The 22,638-nt window shown below is 72.5% G+C and carries 21 protein-coding genes and 1 riboswitch; of the genes, 3 read left to right on the forward strand and 18 right to left on the reverse strand.

Annotated elements, in window-relative coordinates; all coding sequences use genetic code 11:
- Positions 1 to 92 precede the first annotated feature (92 nt).
- The 11 genes from ACFZBB_RS24070 to ACFZBB_RS24120 form a co-directional block, all read right to left on the reverse strand.
- Entirely contained in the window at positions 93 to 1,184 is a 1,092-nt protein-coding gene (locus ACFZBB_RS24070; protein WP_391125943.1) for a CNNM domain-containing protein, read from the reverse strand.
- Complete coding sequence (locus ACFZBB_RS24075; RefSeq protein WP_391125946.1) at positions 1,184 to 2,515, reverse strand: CNNM domain-containing protein; 1,332 nt, start codon at positions 2,513 to 2,515, stop codon at positions 1,184 to 1,186. The genes ACFZBB_RS24070 and ACFZBB_RS24075 overlap by 1 nt, the downstream gene beginning before the upstream one ends.
- A 318-nt stretch (positions 2,516 to 2,833) precedes the next feature.
- Positions 2,834 to 3,331 (reverse strand): PH domain-containing protein, encoded by a 498-nt coding sequence (locus ACFZBB_RS24080; protein ID WP_391125949.1) that lies wholly within the window; start codon positions 3,329 to 3,331, stop codon positions 2,834 to 2,836.
- A complete protein-coding gene (hisG, locus tag ACFZBB_RS24085) occupies positions 3,328 to 4,176 on the reverse strand; it encodes an ATP phosphoribosyltransferase (RefSeq protein ID WP_391125952.1) in 849 nt (282 codons plus the stop codon). The genes ACFZBB_RS24080 and hisG overlap by 4 nt, the downstream gene beginning before the upstream one ends.
- Before the next feature lie 116 nt (positions 4,177 to 4,292).
- Positions 4,293 to 4,565, reverse strand: a complete 273-nt coding sequence (locus ACFZBB_RS24090) for a phosphoribosyl-ATP diphosphatase (protein WP_188279811.1) — start codon at positions 4,563 to 4,565, stop codon at positions 4,293 to 4,295.
- Positions 4,566 to 4,599: 34 nt separating this feature from the next.
- On the reverse strand, positions 4,600 to 5,085 hold the full coding sequence (gene ribH, locus ACFZBB_RS24095) for a 6,7-dimethyl-8-ribityllumazine synthase (RefSeq protein ID WP_188279812.1): 486 nt from the start codon (positions 5,083 to 5,085) through the stop codon (positions 4,600 to 4,602).
- Between the two features lie 170 nt (positions 5,086 to 5,255).
- Entirely contained in the window at positions 5,256 to 6,548 is a 1,293-nt protein-coding gene (locus ACFZBB_RS24100) for a bifunctional 3,4-dihydroxy-2-butanone-4-phosphate synthase/GTP cyclohydrolase II (RefSeq protein ID WP_391125955.1), read from the reverse strand.
- On the reverse strand, positions 6,545 to 7,222 hold the full coding sequence (locus ACFZBB_RS24105; protein ID WP_391125958.1) for a nicotinamide mononucleotide transporter: 678 nt from the start codon (positions 7,220 to 7,222) through the stop codon (positions 6,545 to 6,547). Before ACFZBB_RS24105 ends, ACFZBB_RS24100 begins: the two co-directional genes overlap by 4 nt.
- On the reverse strand, positions 7,219 to 7,851 hold the full coding sequence (locus tag ACFZBB_RS24110) for a riboflavin synthase (protein WP_391125961.1): 633 nt from the start codon (positions 7,849 to 7,851) through the stop codon (positions 7,219 to 7,221). The genes ACFZBB_RS24105 and ACFZBB_RS24110 overlap by 4 nt, the downstream gene beginning before the upstream one ends.
- 1 nt (position 7,852) lies before the next feature.
- The gene (gene ribD, locus ACFZBB_RS24115) at positions 7,853 to 8,980 is read right to left on the reverse strand and encodes a bifunctional diaminohydroxyphosphoribosylaminopyrimidine deaminase/5-amino-6-(5-phosphoribosylamino)uracil reductase RibD (RefSeq protein ID WP_391125964.1); all 1,128 of its coding nucleotides are present in this window, start codon (positions 8,978 to 8,980) and stop codon (positions 7,853 to 7,855) included.
- A gap of 149 nt (positions 8,981 to 9,129) precedes the next feature.
- Positions 9,130 to 9,260, reverse strand: a riboswitch (FMN riboswitch).
- 69 nt (positions 9,261 to 9,329) lie between these two features.
- Entirely contained in the window at positions 9,330 to 10,535 is a 1,206-nt protein-coding gene (locus tag ACFZBB_RS24120; RefSeq protein WP_391125967.1) for an ROK family protein, read from the reverse strand.
- Positions 10,536 to 10,719: 184 nt separating this feature from the next.
- Between ACFZBB_RS24120 and ACFZBB_RS24125 the strand changes: the two genes are divergently transcribed.
- A complete protein-coding gene (locus ACFZBB_RS24125) occupies positions 10,720 to 11,946 on the forward strand; it encodes an MFS transporter (RefSeq protein ID WP_391125970.1) in 1,227 nt (408 codons plus the stop codon).
- 77 nt (positions 11,947 to 12,023) lie between these two features.
- On the opposite strand, the gene ACFZBB_RS24130 is transcribed toward ACFZBB_RS24125, so the two are convergent.
- Complete coding sequence (locus ACFZBB_RS24130) at positions 12,024 to 13,319, reverse strand: alginate lyase family protein (protein WP_391125973.1); 1,296 nt, start codon at positions 13,317 to 13,319, stop codon at positions 12,024 to 12,026.
- 517 nt (positions 13,320 to 13,836) lie between these two features.
- Complete coding sequence (locus ACFZBB_RS24135; protein WP_391125976.1) at positions 13,837 to 14,679, reverse strand: helix-turn-helix domain-containing protein; 843 nt, start codon at positions 14,677 to 14,679, stop codon at positions 13,837 to 13,839.
- 152 nt (positions 14,680 to 14,831) lie between these two features.
- On the opposite strand from ACFZBB_RS24135, the gene ACFZBB_RS24140 reads away from it, so the two are divergent.
- Positions 14,832 to 15,695: an NAD-dependent epimerase/dehydratase family protein gene (locus ACFZBB_RS24140; RefSeq protein WP_391125979.1), complete on the forward strand. Its 864-nt coding sequence runs from the start codon at positions 14,832 to 14,834 to the stop codon at positions 15,693 to 15,695.
- A gap of 128 nt (positions 15,696 to 15,823) precedes the next feature.
- Positions 15,824 to 16,498: a DUF5995 family protein gene (locus tag ACFZBB_RS24145; RefSeq protein ID WP_391125982.1), complete on the forward strand. Its 675-nt coding sequence runs from the start codon at positions 15,824 to 15,826 to the stop codon at positions 16,496 to 16,498.
- A gap of 16 nt (positions 16,499 to 16,514) precedes the next feature.
- Here ACFZBB_RS24145 and ACFZBB_RS24150 read toward each other — a convergent pair whose 3' ends face one another.
- From ACFZBB_RS24150 to ACFZBB_RS24170, 5 genes are all read right to left on the reverse strand, one after another.
- Complete coding sequence (locus tag ACFZBB_RS24150) at positions 16,515 to 18,227, reverse strand: FAD-dependent oxidoreductase (protein WP_391125985.1); 1,713 nt, start codon at positions 18,225 to 18,227, stop codon at positions 16,515 to 16,517.
- A gap of 79 nt (positions 18,228 to 18,306) precedes the next feature.
- Entirely contained in the window at positions 18,307 to 19,107 is an 801-nt protein-coding gene (locus ACFZBB_RS24155) for a nitrilase-related carbon-nitrogen hydrolase (RefSeq protein ID WP_391125988.1), read from the reverse strand.
- A 271-nt stretch (positions 19,108 to 19,378) separates the two neighbouring features.
- Positions 19,379 to 20,395 carry a PRC and DUF2382 domain-containing protein gene (locus tag ACFZBB_RS24160; protein WP_355347058.1) on the reverse strand — a complete coding sequence of 339 codons (1,017 nt, stop codon included), beginning with the start codon at positions 20,393 to 20,395 and terminating at the stop codon, positions 19,379 to 19,381.
- 132 nt (positions 20,396 to 20,527) lie between these two features.
- Positions 20,528 to 20,986 carry an Lrp/AsnC family transcriptional regulator gene (locus tag ACFZBB_RS24165; RefSeq protein ID WP_355347055.1) on the reverse strand — a complete coding sequence of 153 codons (459 nt, stop codon included), beginning with the start codon at positions 20,984 to 20,986 and terminating at the stop codon, positions 20,528 to 20,530.
- A 133-nt stretch (positions 20,987 to 21,119) separates the two neighbouring features.
- The gene (locus tag ACFZBB_RS24170) at positions 21,120 to 22,559 is read right to left on the reverse strand and encodes a GuaB1 family IMP dehydrogenase-related protein (protein WP_391125991.1); all 1,440 of its coding nucleotides are present in this window, start codon (positions 22,557 to 22,559) and stop codon (positions 21,120 to 21,122) included.
- Positions 22,560 to 22,638 lie beyond the last annotated feature (79 nt).

Raw genomic sequence — 22,638 nt, forward strand, 5'->3', positions numbered from 1 at the left:
GGGCGGCCCCCCGGCCCCCCGCGGCCCGCCCCCCGGGGGGGGGCGGGCCCCCGCCCCCCCCGGCGGCCCCCCACGCCCCTTCCGTGCACTGCCTACCGGACCAGTTCGCCGGAATCCTCCGTCGCGTGCGGGACGGGCACTTCCCGGGCGGGGGAAGGCGCACGGTGGGCGGGGTCCTTCACCTCGCCGACGAGCATTTCGAGGACGTCCTCCAGCGCGACCAGGCCGAGGACCCGGCCCGAGGCGTCGGCGACTGCGGCCAGGTGCGAGGCGGCGCGCCGCATCGCGGTGAGCGCGTCGTCCAGCGGCAGGTCGGCCCGCAGGGTGGTGATCGGCCGCCAGAGCCGCTGCGGCACGGGCCGGTCGAGGTCGTCCACGTCGAGGACGTCCTTGACGTGGAGGTAGCCGAGGAAATCCGCGCCCGCGCCCGCGATCGGGAACCGCGAGTACCCGGTGCGCACCGTCAGCTCCTCGACCTGCCGCGGGGTGGCGGCGGGGTCGAGGGTGATCAACTCGGCCGGGGTGAGCAGCACTTCGGTGACCGGGCGGGTGCCCAGCTCCAGTGCGTCCTCCAGGCGTTCCTGCTCGTCGATGTCGAGCAGTCCGGCCTGCCGGGCGTCCTCGACCAGCACGGTCAGTTGCGCGCTGGTGAACACGGAGTCGACCTCGTCCTTGGGCTCCACGCCGAAGGCCCGCAGGATCAGCCGGGAGCAGGTGCCGAGCACCGAGATCACCGGGCGGAACACCCTGGCGAAGCCGACCAGACCCGGACTCAGCCACAGCGCGGTCTTCTCCGGCGCGGCCATCGCCAGGTTCTTCGGCACCATCTCGCCGATCACCAGGTGCAGGAAGACCACGACGGCCAGCGCCAGGACGTATCCGATCGGGTGCACGAAGTCCTCGGGGACGTGCACCGCCTCGAAGATCGGTTCCAGCAGGTGCGCGACGGTCGGTTCCGCGACCGCGCCGAGGGTCAACGAGCAGACGGTGATGCCGAACTGCGCGGCGGCCATCATCTGCGGGAGGTGTTCGAGGCCGTACAGCACGGTACGGGCCCTGCGCTGTTCGGCGGCGAGCGGTTCGATCTGGCTGCGGCGGACCGAGACCAGGGCGAATTCCGCGCCGACGAAGAAGCCGTTGCCGAGCACCAGCAGGACCGCGAACAGGAGTTGGAGAGCGCTCATCACGAGCTCGCCTCCCCCGCCACGCGATCCGTACGCACGATCCGTACGCGTTCGGCCCGGTGGTGGGTGACCTCGCGGACCAGCAGCCGCCAGCCCGGCAGTTCGGCCTCGTCGCCCGGTTCGGGGATCCGGGTGAGCAGGTCGGCGACGAGGCCGGCGACCGTCTCGTAGGGTCCCTCGGGGGCGAGCAGGCCGATTCTGGCCAGGGTGTCGATCCGGCAGCTTCCGTCGGCGTCCCAGGCGGGACCGTCGGCCTCGGCGGCCGGGACCTGCGCCAGTTCGGGCAGGTCGGCGGCGTCGTGCTCGTCGCGCACCTCGCCGACCAGTTCTTCGACGATGTCCTCCAGCGTGACGACCCCGGCGGTGCCGCCGTACTCGTCGACGACCACGGCGATCGGCTGCTGGCTGCGCAGCACCTCCAGGAGCTGCTGGCCCGGCAGGGTCTCGGGGACGAGCAGCGGGGCGACCGCGATCGTCCCCGCGGGGACGCGGTCGCGCTGCTCGGCGGGGACGGCGAGGGCGTCCTTGAGGTGGACCATGCCGATGATGTCGTCCAGCCGCTCCCGGTAGACCGGGAAGCGGGACAGGCCGGTGGCCCTGGTCAGGTTGAGCACATCGGCGGCGGTGGCGGTGTCCTCCAGCGCGCTGACCCGGACGCGGGGCGTCATCACGTTCTCCGCGATGAGGTCGCCGAGCGACAGGGTGCGCACGAAGAGGTCGGCGGTGTCCTGCTCCAACGTCCCGGCGAGCGCCGAGTGCCGGGCCAGGGAGACCAGTTCCGTGGGGGTGCGGGCGGACGCCAGCTCGTCGGCGGGCTCGACGCCGAACAGCCGCACCAGCCGGTTGGCGGCCGTGTTCAGCACCTCGATGACGGGCCGGAAGACCCGTGAGAAGGCGCGCTGCGGTCCGGCCACCACACGGGCGACGGCCAGCGGGCGGGAGACCGCCCAGTTCTTGGGGACGAGTTCGCCGATCACCATCTGGACGGCGGAGGCGACCATCATGCCGACGACGACGGCGACGCCGGGGGCGGCGCCGTCCGGGACGCCGGCTGAGGTCAGCGGGCCGGTCAGCAGGTCGGCGAGTGCGGGTTCCGCCAGCATGCCGACGACCAGCGAGGTGATGGTGATGCCGAGCTGGGTGCCGGAGAGCTGGAAGGAGAGTTTGCGCAGGGCGGCCACGACACTGCGGGCCCGGCGGTCACCGGCCGCGGCGGCGCGTTCGGCCGCGGGGCGCTCCACGGTCACCAGGCCGAATTCGGCGGCGACGAAGAAGCCGTTGGCGAGGATCAGGACGAGGGCTGCCGCGAGCAGCAGCAGTGAGGTGCTCATGAGGCCGCCGCTCCGGGTTCCCGGGAGGGAGGGGCGGCGCAGGTACTACCGGACGGTTCGTCCATCGGGGTGTGAGTGTCACTCCTTGGTTGGTCGGGGCCCCGCGGGCGGTGCTCCAGGGGTGCGGGGCAAGCGCGGTGGGCGCCGTTCGTCCCCCAGAGTAGCCATTGGCGCCGCGCCCGCGAAGGACGGCGGGGGCCGGGTTCACGGAAGGGTCACGGACGGATCGCGGCCCGCGGTCACGGACGGATCGCGGCCCGGTTCGTGGACGGACCGCCGACTGACACGCGGCGCGGCGCGGCGCGCTCCGCCGCGCGCTCAGTGGTCGGCGGACGGCGTGCCCTGCGCCTCGCCCAGCGTCTCCACCAGCGAGCGCAGCAGCCTGGCGTCGTGCAGCGCCTGCTCCTTGGCGATACCGGGCTGGATGCCCATCACGGGCAGCGTCGTGCCGTCGGCGAGGTCGAGATGGACCCAGGCGTCGCCCGGCCGCAGATTGACCCTCACCACCTCGGCCCACGCCAGCCGCCGCTTCACCGTGAGATTCACCACGGTCACGCCGTCGGCCGTCACGGTCACCTTGGGGCGGCTGAGCAGCGCGAGCACCGCGGCGATCAGCACGCCCATCATGATCACGGTGATCCGGTCGCCGGTGCTCCAGGGCCCGGCGCCGTCGTGCGGCATCATCAGCGCGACGACGGTGAGCGCCACCACCAGCGCGGCGCCCAGGGACAGCAGCACCACGCGGGTGACGACGGGGCGGAAGGTACGCGGCAGCCCGTCGAGCGCCGCCCGCGTACGGTCCTCGGCGCCGGTCACAGCCGCGCGGCGTGGATGCCGGTGGTCAGGATCGCGCGGGCGCCCAGGTCGTACAGCTCGTCCATGATCCGCTGGGCGTCGCTGGTCGGGACCATGGCGCGGACCGCGACCCAGCCCTCGTGGTGCAGCGGGGAGACGGTCGGCGACTCCAGTCCCGGGGTGAGGGCGACGGCCTTCTCGACCTGCTCGACGCGGATGTCGTAGTCCATCATCACGTAGCGCCTGGCGACCAGGACGCCCTGGAGACGGCGCAGGAACTGCCGGACCTTGGGCTCGTCCGGGTCGGCTCCGGTGCGCCGGATCACCACGGCCTCGGACTCCATGATGGGCTCGCCGAAGGCTTCGAGCCCGGCGTTCCGCAGCGAGGTGCCGGTCTCCACCACGTCGGCGATGGCGTGCGCGACACCGAGCTGGATGGCGGTCTCGACGGCGCCGTCGAGGTGGACGACGGACGCCTCGATGCCGTTGTCCGCGAGGTGCTTCTCGACGACGACCTCGTACGAGGTCGCCACCGTCTTGCCGTTGAGGTCCTGGACGGTGTCGACAGTGCCGGGCTCGGCGGCGTAGCGGAAGGTGGAGCGGGCGAAGCCGAGCTGGAGGATCTCCTCGGCGACCGCGCCGGAGTCCCGCAGCAGGTCCCGGCCGGTGATGCCGATGTCGAGGCGGCCGGTGCTGACGTAGATCGCGATGTCGCGCGGGCGCAGGTAGAAGAACTCCACCTCGTTGTCCCGGTCGACCAGCACGAGCTCCTTGGACTCCTTGCGCTGCCGGTAACCGGCCTCATGGAGCATGGCCGCCGCGGGTCCGGACAATGAGCCCTTGTTGGGGACGGCGATGCGCAGCATGAGGACGGTTTCCTTCTCTGAAGAGAGTCTCGGCTCGTGGGCAGGGCTGTGGAGGCGGTACGGGTGACAGGGGTGGCGGCCGGCTGTCTCTGAGCGCGTACGGGTCGCGTACGCGCTCAGAGATGGGCGTAGACGTCGTCGAGGGAGATACCCCGGGCGACCATCATCACCTGAACGTGGTACAGCAGTTGGGAGATTTCCTCGGCGGTGGCGTCGGCGCCCTCGTACTCGGCGGCCATCCACACCTCGGCGGCCTCTTCGACCACCTTCTTGCCGATCGCGTGCACGCCCTTGCCCACCAGCTCGGCGGTGCGGGACGTGCTGGGGTCGCCGGTGGCGGCCTTGTGCCGCAACTCGGTGAAGAGCTGCTCGAATGTCTTGTTGGCCATGGTGGGCCCTAGCCTACGGGGAACCGCCGCCTGGTCAGCGCCAGGGTTCGGAGACCGAGCGCAGGATGGTGGCCGTGGCGACGGCCGCGGTGACCGCTTCGTGCCCCTTGTCCTCATTCGAGCCCGGCAGTCCGGCGCGGTCCAGCGCCTGCTCCTCGGTGTCGCAGGTGAGGACGCCGAAGCCGACGGGCACGCCGCTGTCCACGGCGACCTGGGTCAGCCCGGCGGTGACGCCGTGGGAGACGTACTCGAAGTGCGGGGTGCCGCCGCGGATGATGACGCCGAGCGCCACGATCGCGTCGTAGCCGCGGCCGGCCAGCACCTTGGCGACCACGGGCAGTTCGAAGCTGCCGGGCACGCGCAGCAGCGTCGGCTCGTCGATGCCGAGGTCGTGCAGGGCGCGCATCGCCCCGTCGACCAGGCCGTCCATCACCTGGGTGTGCCACTGCGCCGCGATCACGGCCACACGCAGGTCGCCGCAGTTCTTCACGGTCAGCTCGGGGGCGCCCTTACCGCTCACTTCTCTCCTCGGTGCTCGATGTGCTGTCGTGCCGGTTGTATCAAGCTGATCGCCCGTATCAAGGCCATCAGGTGTCTCATGGCAATCGTCCGTATCGGGACGTGGTCGGGACGTGCTCGGGACGCGCTCGGGACGCGCTTCGGACTCGCGGTCCCGCTCGCCCGGCCGGGCTACTGGTTGGCGCAGGTGGTGCTCGGGCCCGCGTCGAGCCACGGCAGGTCGTGACCCATCCGGTCCCGCTTGGTCCGCAGATAGTGCAGATTGTGCTCCCCGGCGGCGACCGGCATGGGTTCCCTGCCGAGGACGTCGAGGCCGTGCCGGACCAACGCGCCGGTCTTGGCGGGGTTGTTGGTCATCAGCCGCAGCGAGCCGACCCCGAGGTCGGTGAGGATCTGCGCGGCGGCGCCGTAGTCGCGGGCGTCGGCGGGCAGGCCGAGTTCGAGGTTGGCGTCCAGGGTGTCCCGGCCGCGCTCCTGGAGTTCGTACGCGCGCAGCTTGGACATCAGGCCGATGCCCCGGCCCTCGTGGCCGCGCAGGTACAGCACCACGCCGCGGCCCTCCTCGGCGACCTTGCGCAGCGCGGTCTGGAGCTGCGGGCCGCAGTCGCAGCGCTGCGAGCCGAAGACGTCACCGGTCAGGCACTCGGAGTGCACCCGGACCAGGACATCGGTGCCGTCGCCGATGTCGCCCGCGACCAGCGCGATGTGCTCGACGCCGTCGGTGGTGGAGCGGTAGCCGAAGGCGCGGAAGTCACCGAAGGCGGTGGGCAGCGTCGTCTCGGCCTCGCGGCGGACGGTGGGCTCCGACGAGCGGCGGTACGCGATCAGGTCCTCGATGGAGATGATCGACAGGCCGTGCTTGCGGGCGAAGGGCACCAGCTCGGGCAGCCGGGCCATCGTGCCGTCCTCGCGGGCGATCTCCACGATGGCGGCCGCCGGATGCAGACCGGCGAGCCGGGCCAGGTCCACGCCCGCCTCGGTGTGGCCGTTGCGGACCAGGACGCCGCCGGGCCTGGCGCGCAGCGGGAAGACGTGTCCCGGCCGGACGAAGTCGGTGGCCCGCGAGGCGGGATCGGCCAGCAGCCGTATCGTGGCGGCCCGGTCGGCGGCCGAGATGCCGGTGGTGACGCCGTGCTCGGCGCTCGCGTCGACCGTGACGGTGAAGGCGGTGCGCATCGACTCGGTGTTGGCGTCGACCATCTGCGGCAGGTCGAGCCGGTCGAGGTCGGGGGCCTCCAGCGGTACGCAGATCAGCCCGCGGCACTCGGTCATCATGAAGGCGACGATCTCGGGCGTGACCTTCTGCGCGGCCACGATGAGGTCGCCCTCGTTCTCCCGGTCCTCGTCGTCCACCACCACGACCGGGCGGCCCGCGGCGATGTCGGCGATGGCCTGTTCGACCGGGTCGAGCACCAGGTCACCGTCCTCGTACCAGTCGTTGTGCAGCGCGGTCACGGCGTTCATGCCGTCACTCCCTCCGGAACGGTGTTCTGCGAGGTGGAGTCGGAAGCGGTGGTGGCCGCAGCGGCCCTGGTCTGCTGCCACCAGGCGTACATCCCGACGATCACCAGGAAGAAGTAGATGATGTAGACCAGGCCCGAGAACGGCAGCCCGCTGTGGAAGTTGAGCGGTACGCCGACGGCGTCGACCGCCAGCCAGGCGAACCAGAACTCGACCCAGCCGCGCGCCTGGGCGACCATCGCCGCCAGCGTCCCGACGAAGATGTACGCGTCGGGCCACGGGTTCCAGGACAGCGACGGGTAGGCGAGGAAGAGCGAGGCGACGGCCACGGTGCCGAGCCCGGTGGCGACGACGAGCACCGCGCGCTCGCGCCAGGTGGCGAAGCGGACCGCGAGCCGTCCGCTGCCGTCCCGGCCGCGCCGCCACTGGTACCAGCCCCACACGGCGACGGTGATCACCACGAACTGCTTGCCGACGCCGCCGCCGAGGTGCGCCGCCCAGAAGGCGGCCACCAGCACGACACCGGAGAGCAGTTGGACCGGCCAGGTGAGCATCGCGCGCCGCCAGCCCAGCGCCAGCGCGCCGAGACCGAGCAGATTGCCGATCATGTCCGACCACATCACGTGCTGGTCGAAGGCGGTGAACGCCTCGCTGTTCAGCCAGTGCAGGGCGCTCACTTCACGGCCTCCGGTTCCGGATCCTGCCCGGTGACGGCCGCGCGCTCGCCCAGCATCCGCTCGACGTACTTGGCGATGACGTCCACTTCGAGGTTGACCGGGTCGCCGGGCTGCTTGAGGCCGAGCGTGGTCAGCGCGAGGGTGGTCGGGATGAGGCTGACGGTGAAGAAGTCGGCGCCCGCGTCCACCACGGTCAGGCTGATGCCGTCGACGGTGATGGAACCCTTCTCGACCACATAGCGGGACAGGTCGTCGGGGAGCGAGATCTTGACGATCTCCCAGTGCTCGGCGGGCTTGCGCTCGACGACCTCGCCGGTGCCGTCCACATGGCCCTGGACGAGGTGGCCGCCGAGCCGCCCGCCCAGTGCCATCGGGCGCTCCAGGTTGACCCGCGAGCCGGGGCCGAGCGCGCCGAGGCTGGAGCGGTTCAGCGTCTCGGCCATCACGTCGGCGGTGAAGTCGTCCTCGCCGAAGTCGACCACGGTCAGGCAGACGCCGTTGACGGCGATGGAGTCGCCGTGTTTGGCGCCTTCGGTCACGACGGGCCCGCGGACCCGGAAGCGGCTGGCGTCGCCCAGGTCCTCGACGCCAGTGATCTCACCCAGTTCTTCGACGATTCCGGTGAACACTTCAGCGCTCCTGAGGAGAGTGGGAGGAGTGGGGCACGGCCGGTACGGCCGTGATGCGCACGTCGGGCCCGAGGCGGGCGACATCGGTCACGTCGAGCCGCAACGTCTGCGCGATGGTGGTGATTCCTGCGTCGCCGAGCGCGTTGGGCCCGGCGCCGAGCAGCGCGGGGGCCAAGTACGCGGTGACCGCGTCGACGGCTCCGGCGGCGACGAACGCCCCGGCCAGCGTCGGCCCGCCCTCCAGCAGCACCGAGCGCACCCCGCGCGTGTGCAGTGCGGCCAGGAGCGCGGCCACGTCGACGCCGCCGCCCTCCGTACCGTCCTCGGTCCTGGCGTACGGCAGGCGTACGGTGTCGACGCCCGGCAGGTGGGAGGTGTCGGCGTCCTCGCCGACGGCGATGAGGGTCGGCGCCGCGTCGTCCAGCACACGGGCGTCGGCGGTGGTACGGGCCCGGGTGTCGACCACGACGCGCAGCGGCTGGGTCACCCCGTCGATACCGCGTACGGCCAAATGGGGGTCGTCGGCCCGCAGGGTGCCGGAGCCGACCACGACGGCGTCGGACTCCGCGCGCAGCCGGTGCACGTCGGCGCGGGACTCGGCCGAGCTGATCCAGCGGCTCGAACCGTCGGCCGCGGCGATCCGGCCGTCGAGGGTGGCGGCGTACTTCCAGCGCACGTACGGGCGGCCGAGGCGGACCGAGGTGAGCCAGGCGACGTTGACCGCCTCCGCCTCGTCCCGCAGGAGTCCGCTCTCGACCTCGACGCCCGCCGCGCGCAGGGTGGCGGCGCCGCCGGAGGCCGAGGGGTTGGGGTCGGCGACCGCGTAGACCACGCGGACGATCCCGGCCTCGATGAGCGCCTGGGCGCAGGGGCCGGTACGGCCGGTGTGGTTACAGGGTTCGAGCGTGACCAGGGCGGTGCCACCCCTGGCCCGCTCACCGGCCGCGAACAGCGCGTGCACTTCCGCGTGCGGGCCGCCGGCCCGCTGGTGCCAGCCCTCGCCGACCCGGGCGCCCTCGGCGTCGAGGATCACGCAGCCGACGACCGGGTTGGGGGCGGTGTCTCCGAGCGCGCGGGCCGACAGCGCGACAGCGCGTCGCATCGCGTCGGTTTCCGTGGCGGTGGCCACCGGGTCCTCCTGCCTCTTCGGGCACGGACTCCGGGGCGCTGGGATGTTGAGCGGGAAAACCGAACCATCGCGTACGCCGGTGACGGCCGCGGACCGCTCGCGCTGTGCGCGCGGGGCCGCTGACGGCGGCGTACCCGAGTGAACGCCCGCCGCGCACTGCCTCCCATCCGGACTTTCACCGTCGGTCCAGGAATTTCACCTGGTCAACCGGCCGCTGGCTGCGGACGGGTCGCGGACTGTAACCGCCGGTTCGGAATTACACCGACCCCGGAGTGCGCAAACGTCACTGGTACGGCACCAGTGTGCCACGCACACCCCCGCGGCCTCCAGGGCGTCCGTGTGCCCTGCCTCACATCGCGGGGGCGAACAGCTCCTCCTGGGCCGCGTCGGTGGCGGTGACCACGGCCCCGCGCAGGACGGCGCCGCCGTGCACGGCGCTGGCCCGTACGACGGTCGGCAGCGGCGAGATGCGTCCGAGGCACTCGGCGACGCGTTCGGCCAGGGCGGCCCCTCCGGCCTGGGCGACCTCACCGGCGAGGACGACCCGTCCGGGGTCGAGCACGGCGCAGATGGCGGCGGCCCCGACGGCGATCCGCGAGGACAGCTCGGCGAGGAAGCCGTCGGTGGCGGCGCCTCCGGCGAGCGCGGCGGTGACGGCCGCTGCGGCCCCCTCGGCCTCGTCGGCGCCCCCGACGGGGATTCCGTGCTCGCGGGCGAGCGCGCAGACGGCGCGGCTGCCGACCAGCCCGTGGTAACCGTTGTCGCAGTCGGTGGCGGTCGGCAGTTCGGGGGTGCCGAGCAGCGGGAGGAAGCCGACCTCGCCGGCTCCCCCCGACGCGCCGCGGCGCAGTTTGCCGTCGAGGACGACGGCGGCGCCGACTCCCCCGCCGATCCAGAGCAGGACGAAGGTGTCGTCGTTCCGCCCGGCGCCCACGCGCTGTTCCGCGACGGCGGCGAGGTTGACCTCGTTCTCCAGCAGCACGGGCACGCCGAGCCGGGAGCGGATCTCGTCGACCAGGTCCGCGTGCCAGGAGCGCAGCGCGTTGGCGGCGCGCAGCCGTCCGGTGTCCGGGTCGACGAGGCCGGGCGCGCCGCAGGCGACGGTGTGGAGTTCGGTGGCGCCCGCGGTGCGGATGGCGCGGCGCAGCAGGGCCACGCCCTCGGCCACGGTCCCGGCGGGGTCGGCCCCGTCCGGCACGTGCAGGTCGGCGCGGGCGACGGTGCGGCCGAGGAGGTCGGCGATCTCCACGCCGATGCTCTCGACGCGGATGTCGAGTCCGGCGACGTACGCCCGGTCGGCGACGATGCCGTACACCCGCGCGTTGGGCCCGCGTCTGTCCTCGCCCGCCTCGCCGACCACCTCGATCAGTCCGGAGTCCTGGAGCCGCTCGACGAGGTCGGCGACGCTCGGCCGGGACATTCCGGTGAGTTCCTTCAACTGCCCCGCGGTGAGCGGGCCTTCCTGCTGGAGGAGGCGCAGGGCGAGGCGGTCGTTGATGGCGCGGGCGGTGCGCGGTGACGCGTTGCGGCCCGGAAGCGCGCGGGTGACGGTCATGCGGGGATCCTTCCAGACCGGGCCGGTGGGCCCGTACGCCGTACGGCTTCCCGGAGCGGGTGCCCGACCGGAGCGCGGACTGATCAAGCCCGTGAACGCGTTGAGCCGTCGGCCCGACAACCCGGTCTCCTGGCAGCCGATGACCCCTTAACTTTCAGGGAGCCTTCCTGATAGTTTACGCCGCATGAAAACCGCCGCCGCCGACGACAAGACGGCTCCGTCCCGGATCCGCCGGGCCCATATGGCCATCGCCATCGCGTTTGCCGTGCACGGCGCGGCGAGCGGCACCTTCGCAACCCGTATCCCGTGGATCAAGGACCATCTGTCCCTGAGCCCCGGCGCTCTCGGCCTGGCGCTGGCCTGTCCCGCGATCGGCTCGTCGCTGATGATGCCGCTGGCGGGGCGGCTGATGCACCGCCTCGGCTCCCGTACCGCGCTGCGCGTCCTGCTCGGGATGTGGACGGCCGTACTGGCGCTGCCCGCGGTCATGCCGGCCCTGCCGTGGCTGTGCCTGGCGCTGCTCGCCTTCGGGGCCAGTGCGGGCATGGCGGATGTCGTCATGAACGCGATCGGTATCGAGGTGGAGCACCGCAAGGGCAAGTCGATCATGTCGGGGCTGCACGGCATGTGGAGCGTCGGCACTCTGGTGGGCGCGGCGATCGGCGTGCCCGCGGCGCACGCGGGGCTCGACGGCAGGATCCATCTGGGCGCGATGGCCGCGGCGCTGCTGGTGACGAGTTATCTGATCTGCGCCGGGGTGCCCGACATCCGGCCGGACGCGGACGAGGCCGCGCCGCCGCGCTTCGCCCTGCCGCCGCGCACGGCGCTCGTGATCGGGGCGATCGGCTTCTGCGGGGTGTTCGCGGAGGGCGGCAGCTCCGACTGGTGCGCGGTCTACCTGCGCGATGTCGCCGGGGCCTCTCCCGGCATCGCGGCGGTCGCGTACACCGCGTTCTCCTGCACGATGGCGGTCACCCGGCTCTTCGGCGACTTCGCGGTACGGCGGCTGGGCGCGGTACGGACGCTGCGGTCGGGCGGGGTGCTCGCCACCCTCGGCGGTCTGCTGGTGGTGCTCTCGCACTCGCCGCTGCCCGCCATCGCGGGCTTCGCGCTGCTCGGCATCGGGATATCCGTGGTCGTGCCGCTGTGCTTCGCCGCCGCCGGGCGCAGCGGCCCCAATCCGAGCCAGGCCATCGCGGGCGTCGCCACCGTCACGTACACCTCGGGCCTGGTCGCCCCGGCCGCGATCGGCGGTATCGCCGGGGCCACCTCGCTGACGGTCTCCTTCACGCTGGTCACCGTCCTCACCCTCGGCCTGGTGGTGGGCGCGGGCGTCGTCCGCCCGGCCGCGGGCAAGGCGGTCGCCGGCTCCCCCGCGCCCGCGCCGGGGGTCGCCGCCGCGGCCGACTGATCCGGTAGGGGGACGGCCGGGGCGAGGCCGTACGGTCCCGCTCGGCCGTCCCCTTGGGGAAGTCAGTCGCCCCGGTCTCAGCCCGAGATCGGGTCGAGCTGTTCGGGCGCGGGGCGCAGCGGCCAGAGGTCACCGCCCGGCGGGGCCTCCAGGTGACGGACGGCCGCCTCGGCCGTACGGTCACCGGCGTCGGCCGCCGCCCGTACGACGTCACTGGCCGCGAAGCGCTGGAACTCCAGCTCGGGGTACGGCCACGCGGCTTGCCCGGTGGCGGCGGGCAGCAGGAAGTCGACCGCCTTCTTGATGCTTCCGCCCGCCGGATTCGTGTACGACCACAGGTGCACGCCGACGTGTTCGCCGATGTCGGCGAGGCGGGTGAGGGCGACCAGGTCGAACGTCGTGTAGTGGTAGCTGCGGGTGCGGGCCAGTTCCTGCGGGAGGCCGCCGTCCGCGGCGATCTGCGGGTCGATCCGCTCGGTCTTGGCCGCGGTGACCGTCGCGCGGGCCAGATCCGGGTGGCCGGTCGCCAGTTGGAGCGCGGCGAGCTGCATGTCGAAGAAGGTGCCGTGGTTGTTGTCGGCGTTCGCCTCGTCCGCGGCGAAGGAGCCGCCGAGCCAGGCGGCGAAGTCGCTGTACCAGCTCCGCATCGCGGCGTGGTCGGCGCGGCTCCAGCCGGGCGCGCCGGTGTCGAGGACGGCGGTGGCGTCCAGGACGCTGGTGAACTCCTGCGAGAAGTCGATGATGCCGATCGCCCGGCCGTCGGTCTTGCAGGGGATGATCTGGCCGTGGTCCAGATTCGGGTTCATCCGGGTCGCCGGATCGGTGAACCAGGTCCGCAGGAGCAGGGCCGCGTGCTCGGCGTAGGCGGCCCTGCCGGTGTAGTACCAGGCCAGGCTGAGCGTGTAGACGGCCGAGAACATCCGGCCGCGGCCGTCGTGGTCGGTGATGGTGTCGACGTCGGGGTTGCGCACGCCGTCCTTCTGTACGTACGGGCAGCCCCACGGGTTGTCCGCGGTCCTGGGCTGGGTCGGCCACCAGTACGGGGCCTGGCTGAGGTAGTCGTGCTTGTCGCCGCCGGGCGGGGTCTGCGGCTTGTCCATGACCGACCACGGGCCTTGGCCGAGCCAGCCGTCGGCCTGAGCGGTGAGATCGGCGAGCGTGGCGCGCAGCGCCTTGTCGCCGCGGTGCAGGTCGATGCTCGCCTGCCGCAGCCGGGCGCCGTCGAGCACCACGGTGTGCGGCGCCGGGCGGACCGGCGGCGCGGCGCCGTACCGGTGGTCCGGCGCAGCCGATGCCCCGGCCGGAGTGCCGGACAGCAGCAGCGCGGCGAGCGTGAGACCGGTGGCGAGCAGCGCGGGCAGACCTCGTCTCATCACACTCTCCCATCAGATATATGAACTTTGTTCATACTCAAGACCGGTTGGAGCGTAGGGTCGGCACCCGCGGCATGGCAATGGGAAGGGCTGGATCAGTGCGTACGCGTCAACTCAGGCCGTTCGCGGACGGCTTGACGGGGCGTCGCGAGCGCAGCCGCGTTCAGCGGCCTGACGAGAGGGGGTACGGCCTGCGCCGGGCCGAGGACGGGTCACTCGGCACGCGGTGCGGCGGCACGGTCCGGAACATCCGGGAGACCCCTGGGAATCCCCGGGGAATCGAAGGTCCGGCGGGCACGCACGGGGGATTCGTGCCCGCCGGACCGTGTCTTCACGTTAGCGGCCCTTCACTCACTGTTGGGCATGCCTAGGGGCAAATGATGCCGCGGGAATACGCCATGGCACAGGCGCGCCTCCATACCCCTTACGTAGGCGCCATCGCCCGTACGTACGAAGGGAGTTGGGCCGTGACAGTCACGTTCCGCGGCGCGCCGGGGACGACGGTCCGGGGAGCGTTTCAGCCGACGGCCAGGTCCTGGAGGCCGACCACCTTGAGCAGCCGCAGCCGCTCGTACGCGGCGCTGCCGGGCCGCGCGGTGTAGACGATCAGCCGCTGGTCGTGCTCGGGGCTGAGCAGCACCTCGCAGTCCAACTCCAGCTCCCCGACGACCGGATGGCGGAAGCGCTTGGTGTCCGAGCGGCGCACCGCGACCTCGTGGTCGTCCCACATCCGGGCGAACTGCGGGCTCTCCGCACGCAGTTCGGCGACGAGCGCGGCCGGGCGCGGGTCGTCGGGGCGGGCCGCGAGCACCGCGCGGAGATTCGCCACATGGTGACGGGCCAGCGTCTCGTGGTCCTCCTCGGGGAACAGCGCGCGGGCGCAGGGGTCGGTGAACATCCGCCGTACGACATTGCGCAGCGCGGGCGGCCGCGCCGACACGTCGCCGAGCAGGGCCGCGGCCATGGCGTTCTGCGCGAGGACGTCGCCGAAGTCGCTCACCACCTGGGCGGGCGTGTCGTGCAGCCGGTCGAGGACCAGCAGCAGCCCCGGCCTGACGTGCCCGCTGCCGCCCGCCTCGCGCGGCGGCTCCTCCCCCGACAGGTGGAACAGGTGGTCCCGCTCGTCCGCGGTCAGCCGCAGCGCGCGGGCCAGCGCGGTGAGCATCTGGCGCGAGGGGCGCGGGCCTCGGGACTGTTCGAGCCGCGTGTAGTAGTCCGCCGACATCCCGGCGAGCTGGGCGACCTCCTCGCGGCGCAGCCCCGGCGTGCGGCGCCTGACCCCCTCGGCCAGGCCCACGTCGGCTGGGGCGAGGCGGGTGCGGCAGCGGCGCAGGAAGTCGGCGAGCTCGGGTCGGTTCACCCTTCCAGCATGCGTCCGCGCCGCGCGGCTATCCAGGGAGTGCCACTCCCCGGATAGAGAGGTCTCTGCCGCCCGCCCTCCAGGCCGCGCAGGGTGGGGACAGCGGCGGAACACCGGGTCCCGCCGCAAGTCCGCACCACGAGGAGCACCCCATGAAGATCCTGGTCACCGGCGCGACGGGACAGGTCGGGCGCCGGTTCGTACCCCGCCTGCTGCAACGGACGGGGACCGCCGACACCGTACGCGTCCTGGTACGCGACGAGGCGCGCGCCGAGCCCTTCACCCGGCTCGGCGCGGAGGCGGTGGTCGGCGAGCTGCGTGACGCCGACGACGTCCGCGAGGCCGTGTCGGGCGCCGACGCCGTGCTCAACATCGCCGCCGCCTTCCGCGGCGTCCCCGACGAGGAGGCGTGGGCCGTCAACCGCGACGCCGCGCTCGACCTCGGCCGCGCCGCCGCCGACGCGGGCGTGGGCCGTTTCGTGCAGGTCAGCACCACCTTGGTGTACGGCGCGGGCCGTGGCCGTCCGGCCGTCGAGGACGACGAGACGCTGCCCGGCGCCTCCCTGTGGGGCGCCTATCCCGCCGCCAAGCGCGAGGCCGAGGTCGAGCTGCTCGCCCTCGGCCGCGACAGCGGGGTCGACGTGCGCGTCGGGCGGCTCTCCTTCGTCTACGGCGAGGGCGATCCGCACCTGCCGCAGGCCCTGCGGTGGGCCGGGGACTGGCCCGCCCACCGCCGGATGTCCATGGTCCACCACGCCGATGTCGCCCAGGGTCTCCTGCGCGTCCTGTACGCCCCCGGTGTGGCAGGGCGCATCTACAACATCACCGACGACGCGCCGGTCACCGCCCTCGACATCCACTGGATCAACGGGGCCGAGCTGCCTGCCGGCATGGCCGCCCGCCCCCTCGCCGACCCCTGGGAGGGCATCTCCTCCCCCCTCCGCATCCACCACGAGCTGGGCTTCCGCCCCCTCCACCCCACCGTCTGGTCCGCCGCCGCGGCGGGCGCCCTCTGAGCGGCGCGACCGGCGCTGTAGCCGCACAGGCGCGCCTGCCGACGAACTCTGATCCGCACGGGTGGTGCGGGCGGCGAAACCGGCCGCGCCGCAGGCGCGGGGGTGGAGCTGGCCGGGAGGGTGGGGGGATGCGGACGACGGACGAGGATGTCGCCTCGGTGGTGGGGCGGATGCGGCGGGTGGGGGGCCGCCGCGACGGACTGGGCGTGTTCAACGCCGTGTACGTGGAGGTGACACGCGCGGTGGGGCGGCAGTTGGCCGCGAACGGGTTCGAGGACGCCGAGACGGCGGCCCAGTTGGCGGTGCGGTTCGCGAACCGCTACCTCAAGGCCGTCGAGGACGACGCCAGGGGAAGGCAAGCGCCCGCGTCCTGGCGGCCCCTGCTCCGTATGCGCGCCCACCGCGACATCCACCCGCTCCAGTTCGCGCTGGCGGGCGTCAACGCCCATGTCGGCCACGACCTTCCCCTGGCGGTGGTCGACACCTGCCGCGCCACCGGCCGTGAGCCGCCCGCCCTGGCCGCCGACTTCGACCGCGTCGGCGAGATCCTGACCGCCGTCGAGGAGCGCGTGCGCGAAGAGCTGATGCCGGGCCCCGACCTGCTCGAACTCGCCGATCCGCTGACCCACGTCGTGGGTTCGTGGAGCCTGGACCGGGCGCGGGACGCGGCCTGGGCGGCGGCCCGGCTGCTGTGGGCGCTGCGCGACAGGCCGGACGCGTACGAGGAGTGCGTGCGCCGCCTGGATGCGGGCGTCGGCCTGATCGGCCGCTACCTGCTCACGCCGGTGGGCCGTCGTACGTGACGTGCGGGCCCCGTCCTCAGTCCTCCGGCAGCAGCACCGGCGCGATCTCGTCGTAGCGGTCACCGGGGCCGGGATTCAGCGGGTCGGTCGCGCCGCCGAGGTGCCGCATGACACCCCACACCGCGTTGAGCGCGGTCTGCACGGCGCCCTCGGCCCAGCCCGCGGTCCAGGAGATGTCGTCGCCCGCCAGGAAGATGCCGCGCTTGTCGGCGGGCAGCCGGTCCTGCATGAAGTGGGTGAACAGCCGCCGCTGGTACCGGTAGTGGCCGGGCAGGTTGGCCTTGAACGCGCCCATGAAGTACGGCTCGTTCTCCCAGGAGACCGTCACGGGATTGCCGATGATGTGCCTCCTGATGTCGACGCCCGGATAGATCTCGCCGAGCGACTTCAGCATGACCTCCATGCGCTCGTGGGCGCTGAGCGGCAGCCACTTGAGGCTGTCGTCGCACCAGGTGTACGACAGGCAGATCGCGGCGGGCCGGTCGGGTCCGTCGTCCAGCAGGTACGTGCCGCGGGTCATCCGGTCGGTGAGCGTCATCGACATCAGGTCGCGGCCGGTCCGCGGGTCCTTGTCCAGCCAGAAGGGCCGGTCCACCGGCACGAAGAGCTTGCTGGACTCCATGTAGTGGGTGCGCTCCATCGCCGTCCAGTGGTCGATCGGGAAGAGCGAGTCGTCGCAGGCGATCTTGGACAGCAGCAGCCAGCTCTGCGCGGTGAAGACGGCGGCGCGGTACGTACGGATGTCCCCCGACGCGTCGGTGACGGTGATCCGGTTGCCCGCGGTGCGGTGCAGCCCGGTCACGGCCGGGCGTGGCCGGCTGTCGCGGGCGGCGTGCAGGGCGCGCAGCGAGGTGCCCTTCGGCCAGTGCACGGTCTTGTCGGGCTCGCGTTCCCACAGCCGCAGCGGGAGTTGCTGCGAGCCGCCGACGATCCCGCGGTGGTCGTCGTCCGCGCCGGTGTAGACGACCCGCAGGATCTCCAGGATCGAGTTGGGGAAGTCGGTGTCCCAGCCGCCGGTGCCGAAGCCGACCTGCCCGAAGATCTCCCGGTGCCGGAAGGACGCGAAGGCCGGGGAGTCGCACAGGAAGCCGTAGAAGGTCTGGTTGTCCAGCTTCTCGACCAGCGCCGACCAGATCTCCCGGATCACGGGGATGTCCCGCTCGCGCAGGGCCCGTTGCATCGCGGAGAAGTCGGCGCCGTCCTCCAGGCACGCGTTCCAGGCGTGCATCACCTGGTGGTAGACCTCGGGCAGGTCGTCCACCGAGGTGGCGTAGTGCGACTCGCCCTTGAGGTCCACGACGGTCGAAGGCGTGCCGGGCGCCAGCGGGTTGGGGAACGGCTTGGTCTCCAGACCCACCAGGTCCACGTAGTGCTGGAAGGCGGTGGACGAGGGCGGGAAGCGCATCGCGCCCAACTCCGCGGTGAGGCCGGGGTCGCAGCCGTCGAAGCCGACCGTGCGCAGCCGCCCGCCGATCTGGTCCGCCTCGTAGACGACGGGCTTGAGGCCCATCTTCATCAGTTCGTACGCGGTGACGATGCCGGACAGGCCGCCGCCGATCACCGCGACCTCCGTGCCGTGCTCGGTGGGCGGGACCGCGCCGAGGCCCGCCGGGTGCGCCAGGAAGTCGTCGTACGCGTAGGGGAAGTCGGGCCCGAACATGGTGACGGGCGGCTGCTCCTGGGCTTCGGCGTGCTGCTCGTCGTGGACCGCGGTGGGCACGGACGTCATGGGGCGGCTCTCCTGGCTGAACTGGCGTGCGGGAAAAGGGAGGGTTACGGGCGCTCGCGGGACACTCCGGCGCGCGGGCTCAGCCGAGCGCGCGGTACAACTCCGGGCGGCGGTCGGCCAGATACGGCGTCTCCGTGCGGGCGGCGTCGATCAGCGCCGGGTCCACATCGGCGAAGACCAGCTCCTCGCCGGTCCCGGCCCGCGCGCGCACCGTGCCGTCCGGTCCGACGAGGCAGCTCAGCCCCGCGAAGTGGTAATCGCCCTCGGCACCGCAGCGGTTGGCGTACGCCAGGTGCAACTGGCTCTCGTACGCACGGGCCGGGACGAGGGTGCGCGGCACGAATTCGTACGGCCGCATCAACGCGGTCGGCACGACGAGGAGTTGGGTGCCGCCGAGCGCGTGCGCCCGTACCGCCTCGGGGAATTCCACGTCGTAGCAGATCAGCAGCCCGATCCGTACGCCGTCGACGTCGGCCTGTACGACGGCTGTGTCACCGGCGGTGAAGGCGGACCGCTCGAAGTCCCCGAACAGGTGCGTCTTGCGGTAGTTGGCGAGCGGGGCGCCGTCCGGGCCGATCAGCCGCGCCGCGTTGTGCACGGCCGTACCGTCCCGCTCGGGGTAGCCGTAGACGATGGCGATCCCGTACCGGGCGGCGATCTCCCCCACCCGCCGCGCCGACGGTCCGTCGGCCTCCTCGGCCAGCGCCGCGAGGCGGTCGCCGACCGCGTAGCCGGTCAGCGACAGCTCGGCCGTCACCAGCAGCCGCGCTCCCCCCGTGGCGGCTCGTCGAGCCGCCTCCTCGAACCCGGCGAGCGCCGCGTCCACCGACTCGGGTACGCCGCCCGGCCCCTGATACAGCGCAGCGCGCAACGGTGCCATGGGTCTCTTTCGCCTGTTCAGATGGGGTGTACGGGACTCCTTCGACAGTACGGTTCCGTGCGCGGCGGCGGCAAGACGCGATCATTGCGGCTGCTGCCGCTGTTCGTTGCGTCTTCTCCTGCGCTACCGGCGATTCGTTGCGTCGAGCCGCCGCTGACGGGCTCGCGCGGCGCGTCCTGGGGGCGCGGAAGCGGGCCCCCACCCCGGGATTCAGGGGTGGGGGCCCGCTCGTGTGGTGCGGTGAGGCCGTTCGACCGGCCGTCAGGTCGGTTCAGCTACCGAAGCGGCGGTCCTTGCGGCCCTGCTCACCCTCGTAGCCGCTGGTCTCCTCGGTGGTCGCGGGGCTCGTGTCGGTCTCGATCCGCTCCTTGCGGACCCGGCCGTGCACGGTCTTCTGCTCGACGTGCTCGTCGACGCGCATGCGGACGCGCTCCTTCGGCACGACCTCGGTCTCGATGATCGCCTTGTCCTCGTGGAGGGTGACGACCTGTTCGGCCTCACTGATGTCGCCCGTACGGCCCGCGGCGGTCTTCGGGTCGATGGGCTCACGGACCAGGTGGACCTCTTCGTGCCGGATCGGCACCGTCTGCTCGACTTCCTCGACGTCCACGACCTTGTGGAGCCGCGCCTGGCCGATGGTCTCCCGCTCGACCCTGACGTGCATCTCCTCCTCGGAGCGGATCATGGTCTCGCTCTCGGGGTCGAGACCGTCCGCGGCGAGGCGCTGCGGGGCGCCCGAGGCCATGGCGGGCGTGTCCTTGCCGGTGGAGGCGACCGGTGCGCCCGCGCGGGCCGCGGCGGTCTTGTCGGTGCTCGGCGCTCCGGTGTCCGCGGTCCGCGCGTGACGGCCCGCGGCGGTGCCTGCGGCCACTCCGGCGGCACCGGCCGTACCGGCGGCGGCTCCGGCCTTCGCGTCGCCGGTCCCGGCGCCCTGCCCGTTCGCGGCGCGGCCCACGGACCCGCCGGACCTGGCTTCCATGCCGTAGTAGCGGTAGAGGTTCTGCTCCTCCGACGCCGAGAGGTGTCCGCCCGAGTCCACGTCCACATTGGGCGCGCCCTTGACCTGGTCCTTCTCGTACGGAACCTCAAGATGGTCCTCGACCAGGCGGGCGGCACGCGTCGGCACGAATGTCTCGTTATTGCCGAAGAAACCGGTCTTCACCGCGACCCACTCGACTTCGCCCGTGGCGTCGTCCAGGTATAGGTGGGCGGCTTCGCCGATCTTCTTCCCCTGAGCGTCATGCACCGCATGGCCCATGACCTTGGGAATCTGCTCACGCGTGATCATGTCGCCTCCTTCGTGCTGCCGGGGCCGATCTGGCCTCAGTACCCGTTGTACCCCGATCGGGTGCCTTCAGCCACAATTCGCATAATTTGCGACATTACCCAACTTATGCCTCGGCAGGCGCACTCCGCGCCCTCACTCCGGGGCGCCCCCGCCGTAGCGGCGCAGCAGCGGCGAGAGGATCAGCACGGATTTGGTGCGGGTCACGAACGGCTCCCCCGCGATCTTCTCCAGCACCTGCTCGAAGTGCCGTACGTCGGAGGCGAAGACCTGGACCACGGCGTCCGCCTCGCCGGTGACGGTGGAGGCGGACGCGACTTCCGGGTAGCGGGCGAGGCCGCGCCTGATGTCGCCCGGTGAGGTGTTGTGGCGGCAGTACAGCTCCACCAGCGCCTCGGTCTGCCAGCCGAGCGCGGCGGGGTCGACCCGTACGGTGAAACCGGTGATCGCGCCCGCCGCCAGCAGCCGGTCCACCCGGCGTTTGACGGCGGGCGCCGACAGGCCCACTTGGGCGCCGATGTCCGCGTAGGACCGCCGGGCGTCCTCGGCCAGGGCGTGCACGATGCGTTCGTCGAGATCGTTGAGCGGCTTCACAGCTCGCAGGATAGAGACATCTCCGGCGACTCGGGACCAAGGCCCCCTGGCGACACCGGGGCGGGCACGGGCGAAGGCACCGGTACCGGCGCGGCCACGGGCACCGGCGAGGACACCGGCGCCCGACCCCGCGTCAGTTCCAGCTCGCGTGCAGCGGCTTGCCCTCCGCGTAGCCCGCCGCGCTCTGGATCCCGACGATCGCCTTCTCCGCGAACTCGTCGAGCGAGGCGGCCCCGGCGTACGTGCAGGAGCTGCGCACCCCGGCGATGACCGAGTCGATGAGGTCCTCGACGCCCGGCCGGGCCGGGTCGAGGAACATCCGCGAGGTGGAGATGCCCTCCTCGAACAACGCCTTGCGCGCCCGGTCGTACGCCGACTCCTCGCTCGTACGGTTGCGGACCGCGCGCGCCGAGGCCATACCGAAGGACTCCTTGTACAGCCGCCCGTCGGCGGCCTGCTGGAGGTCGCCCGGCGACTCGTACGTACCGGCGAACCAGGAGCCGATCATCACGTTGGACGCGCCCGCCGCCAGCGCCATCGCGACATCGCGCGGGTGCCGGACGCCGCCGTCGGCCCAGACGTGCTTGCCGTGTTTGCGCGCCTCCGCGGCGCACTCCATGACGGCGGAGAACTGCGGGCGGCCGACGCCGGTCATCATGCGGGTGGTGCACATGGCGCCGGGTCCGACGCCGACCTTGATGATGTCGGCGCCCGCGTCGATCAGGTCGCGGACGCCCTCGGCGGCCACGATGTTGCCCGCCACGATCGGCACCCGCGGGTCGAGCGCGCGCACGGCGCGTACCGCCGCGAGCATCGACTCCTGGTGGCCGTGCGCGGTGTCGACGACCAGGGTGTCCACCCCTGCGTCCAGGAGCAGCTTGGCCTTGCCCGCCACGTCGCCGTTGATGCCCACGGCCGCGGCGATCCGCAGCCGCCCGTTCGCGTCGACGGCGGGCTCGTACAGCGTGGCGCGCAGCGCGGCCTTGCGGGTCAGGATGCCGACGAGCAGGCCCTCGGCGTCCACGGCCGGGGCCAGCTTGCGGTGCGCGTCCTCCAGCCGGTTGAACGCCTCGCGCGGGTCGATGTCCGCGTCGAGCAGCAGCAGGTCCCTGGACATGACCTCGGAGAGCTGCGTGAAGCGGTCCACGCCGCTGAGGTCGGACTCGGTGACGACGCCGACCGGCCGCCCGTCCTCGACCACCACGCCCGCGCCGTGCGCCCGCTTGGGCAGCAGGGACAGCGCGTCGGCGACGGTCTGGGAGGGGGCGAGCGTGATCGGGGTGTCCAGCACCAGATGGCGCTGCTTGACGTAGGCCACGACATCGGCGACGACGTCGTGGGGGATGTCCTGCGGGATGACGACGAGGCCGCCGCGCCTGGCCACGGTCTCGGCCATCCGGCGGCCCGCGATGGCCGTCATATTGGCCACGACCAGGGGGATCGTGGTGCCCGTCCCGTCAGGGGACCTGAGGTCCACACCCTGGCGGGAACCGACCGCGCTGCGGCTCGGCACCATGAAGACGTCGTCGTACGTCAGGTCGTACGGAGGCCGAATATCGTTGAGGAATTTCACGCTGTTGCTCCCACCTGCGGCTTTGCCTTGCAGGCGAGCCGAAGTCAGCACGGAACCAGCACGGTGGCGCTGGTCGGTA

It is taken from the genome of Streptomyces sp. NPDC008139 (genome assembly GCF_042957025.1).
In the GTDB taxonomy this organism is placed as follows: domain Bacteria; phylum Actinomycetota; class Actinomycetes; order Streptomycetales; family Streptomycetaceae; genus Actinacidiphila.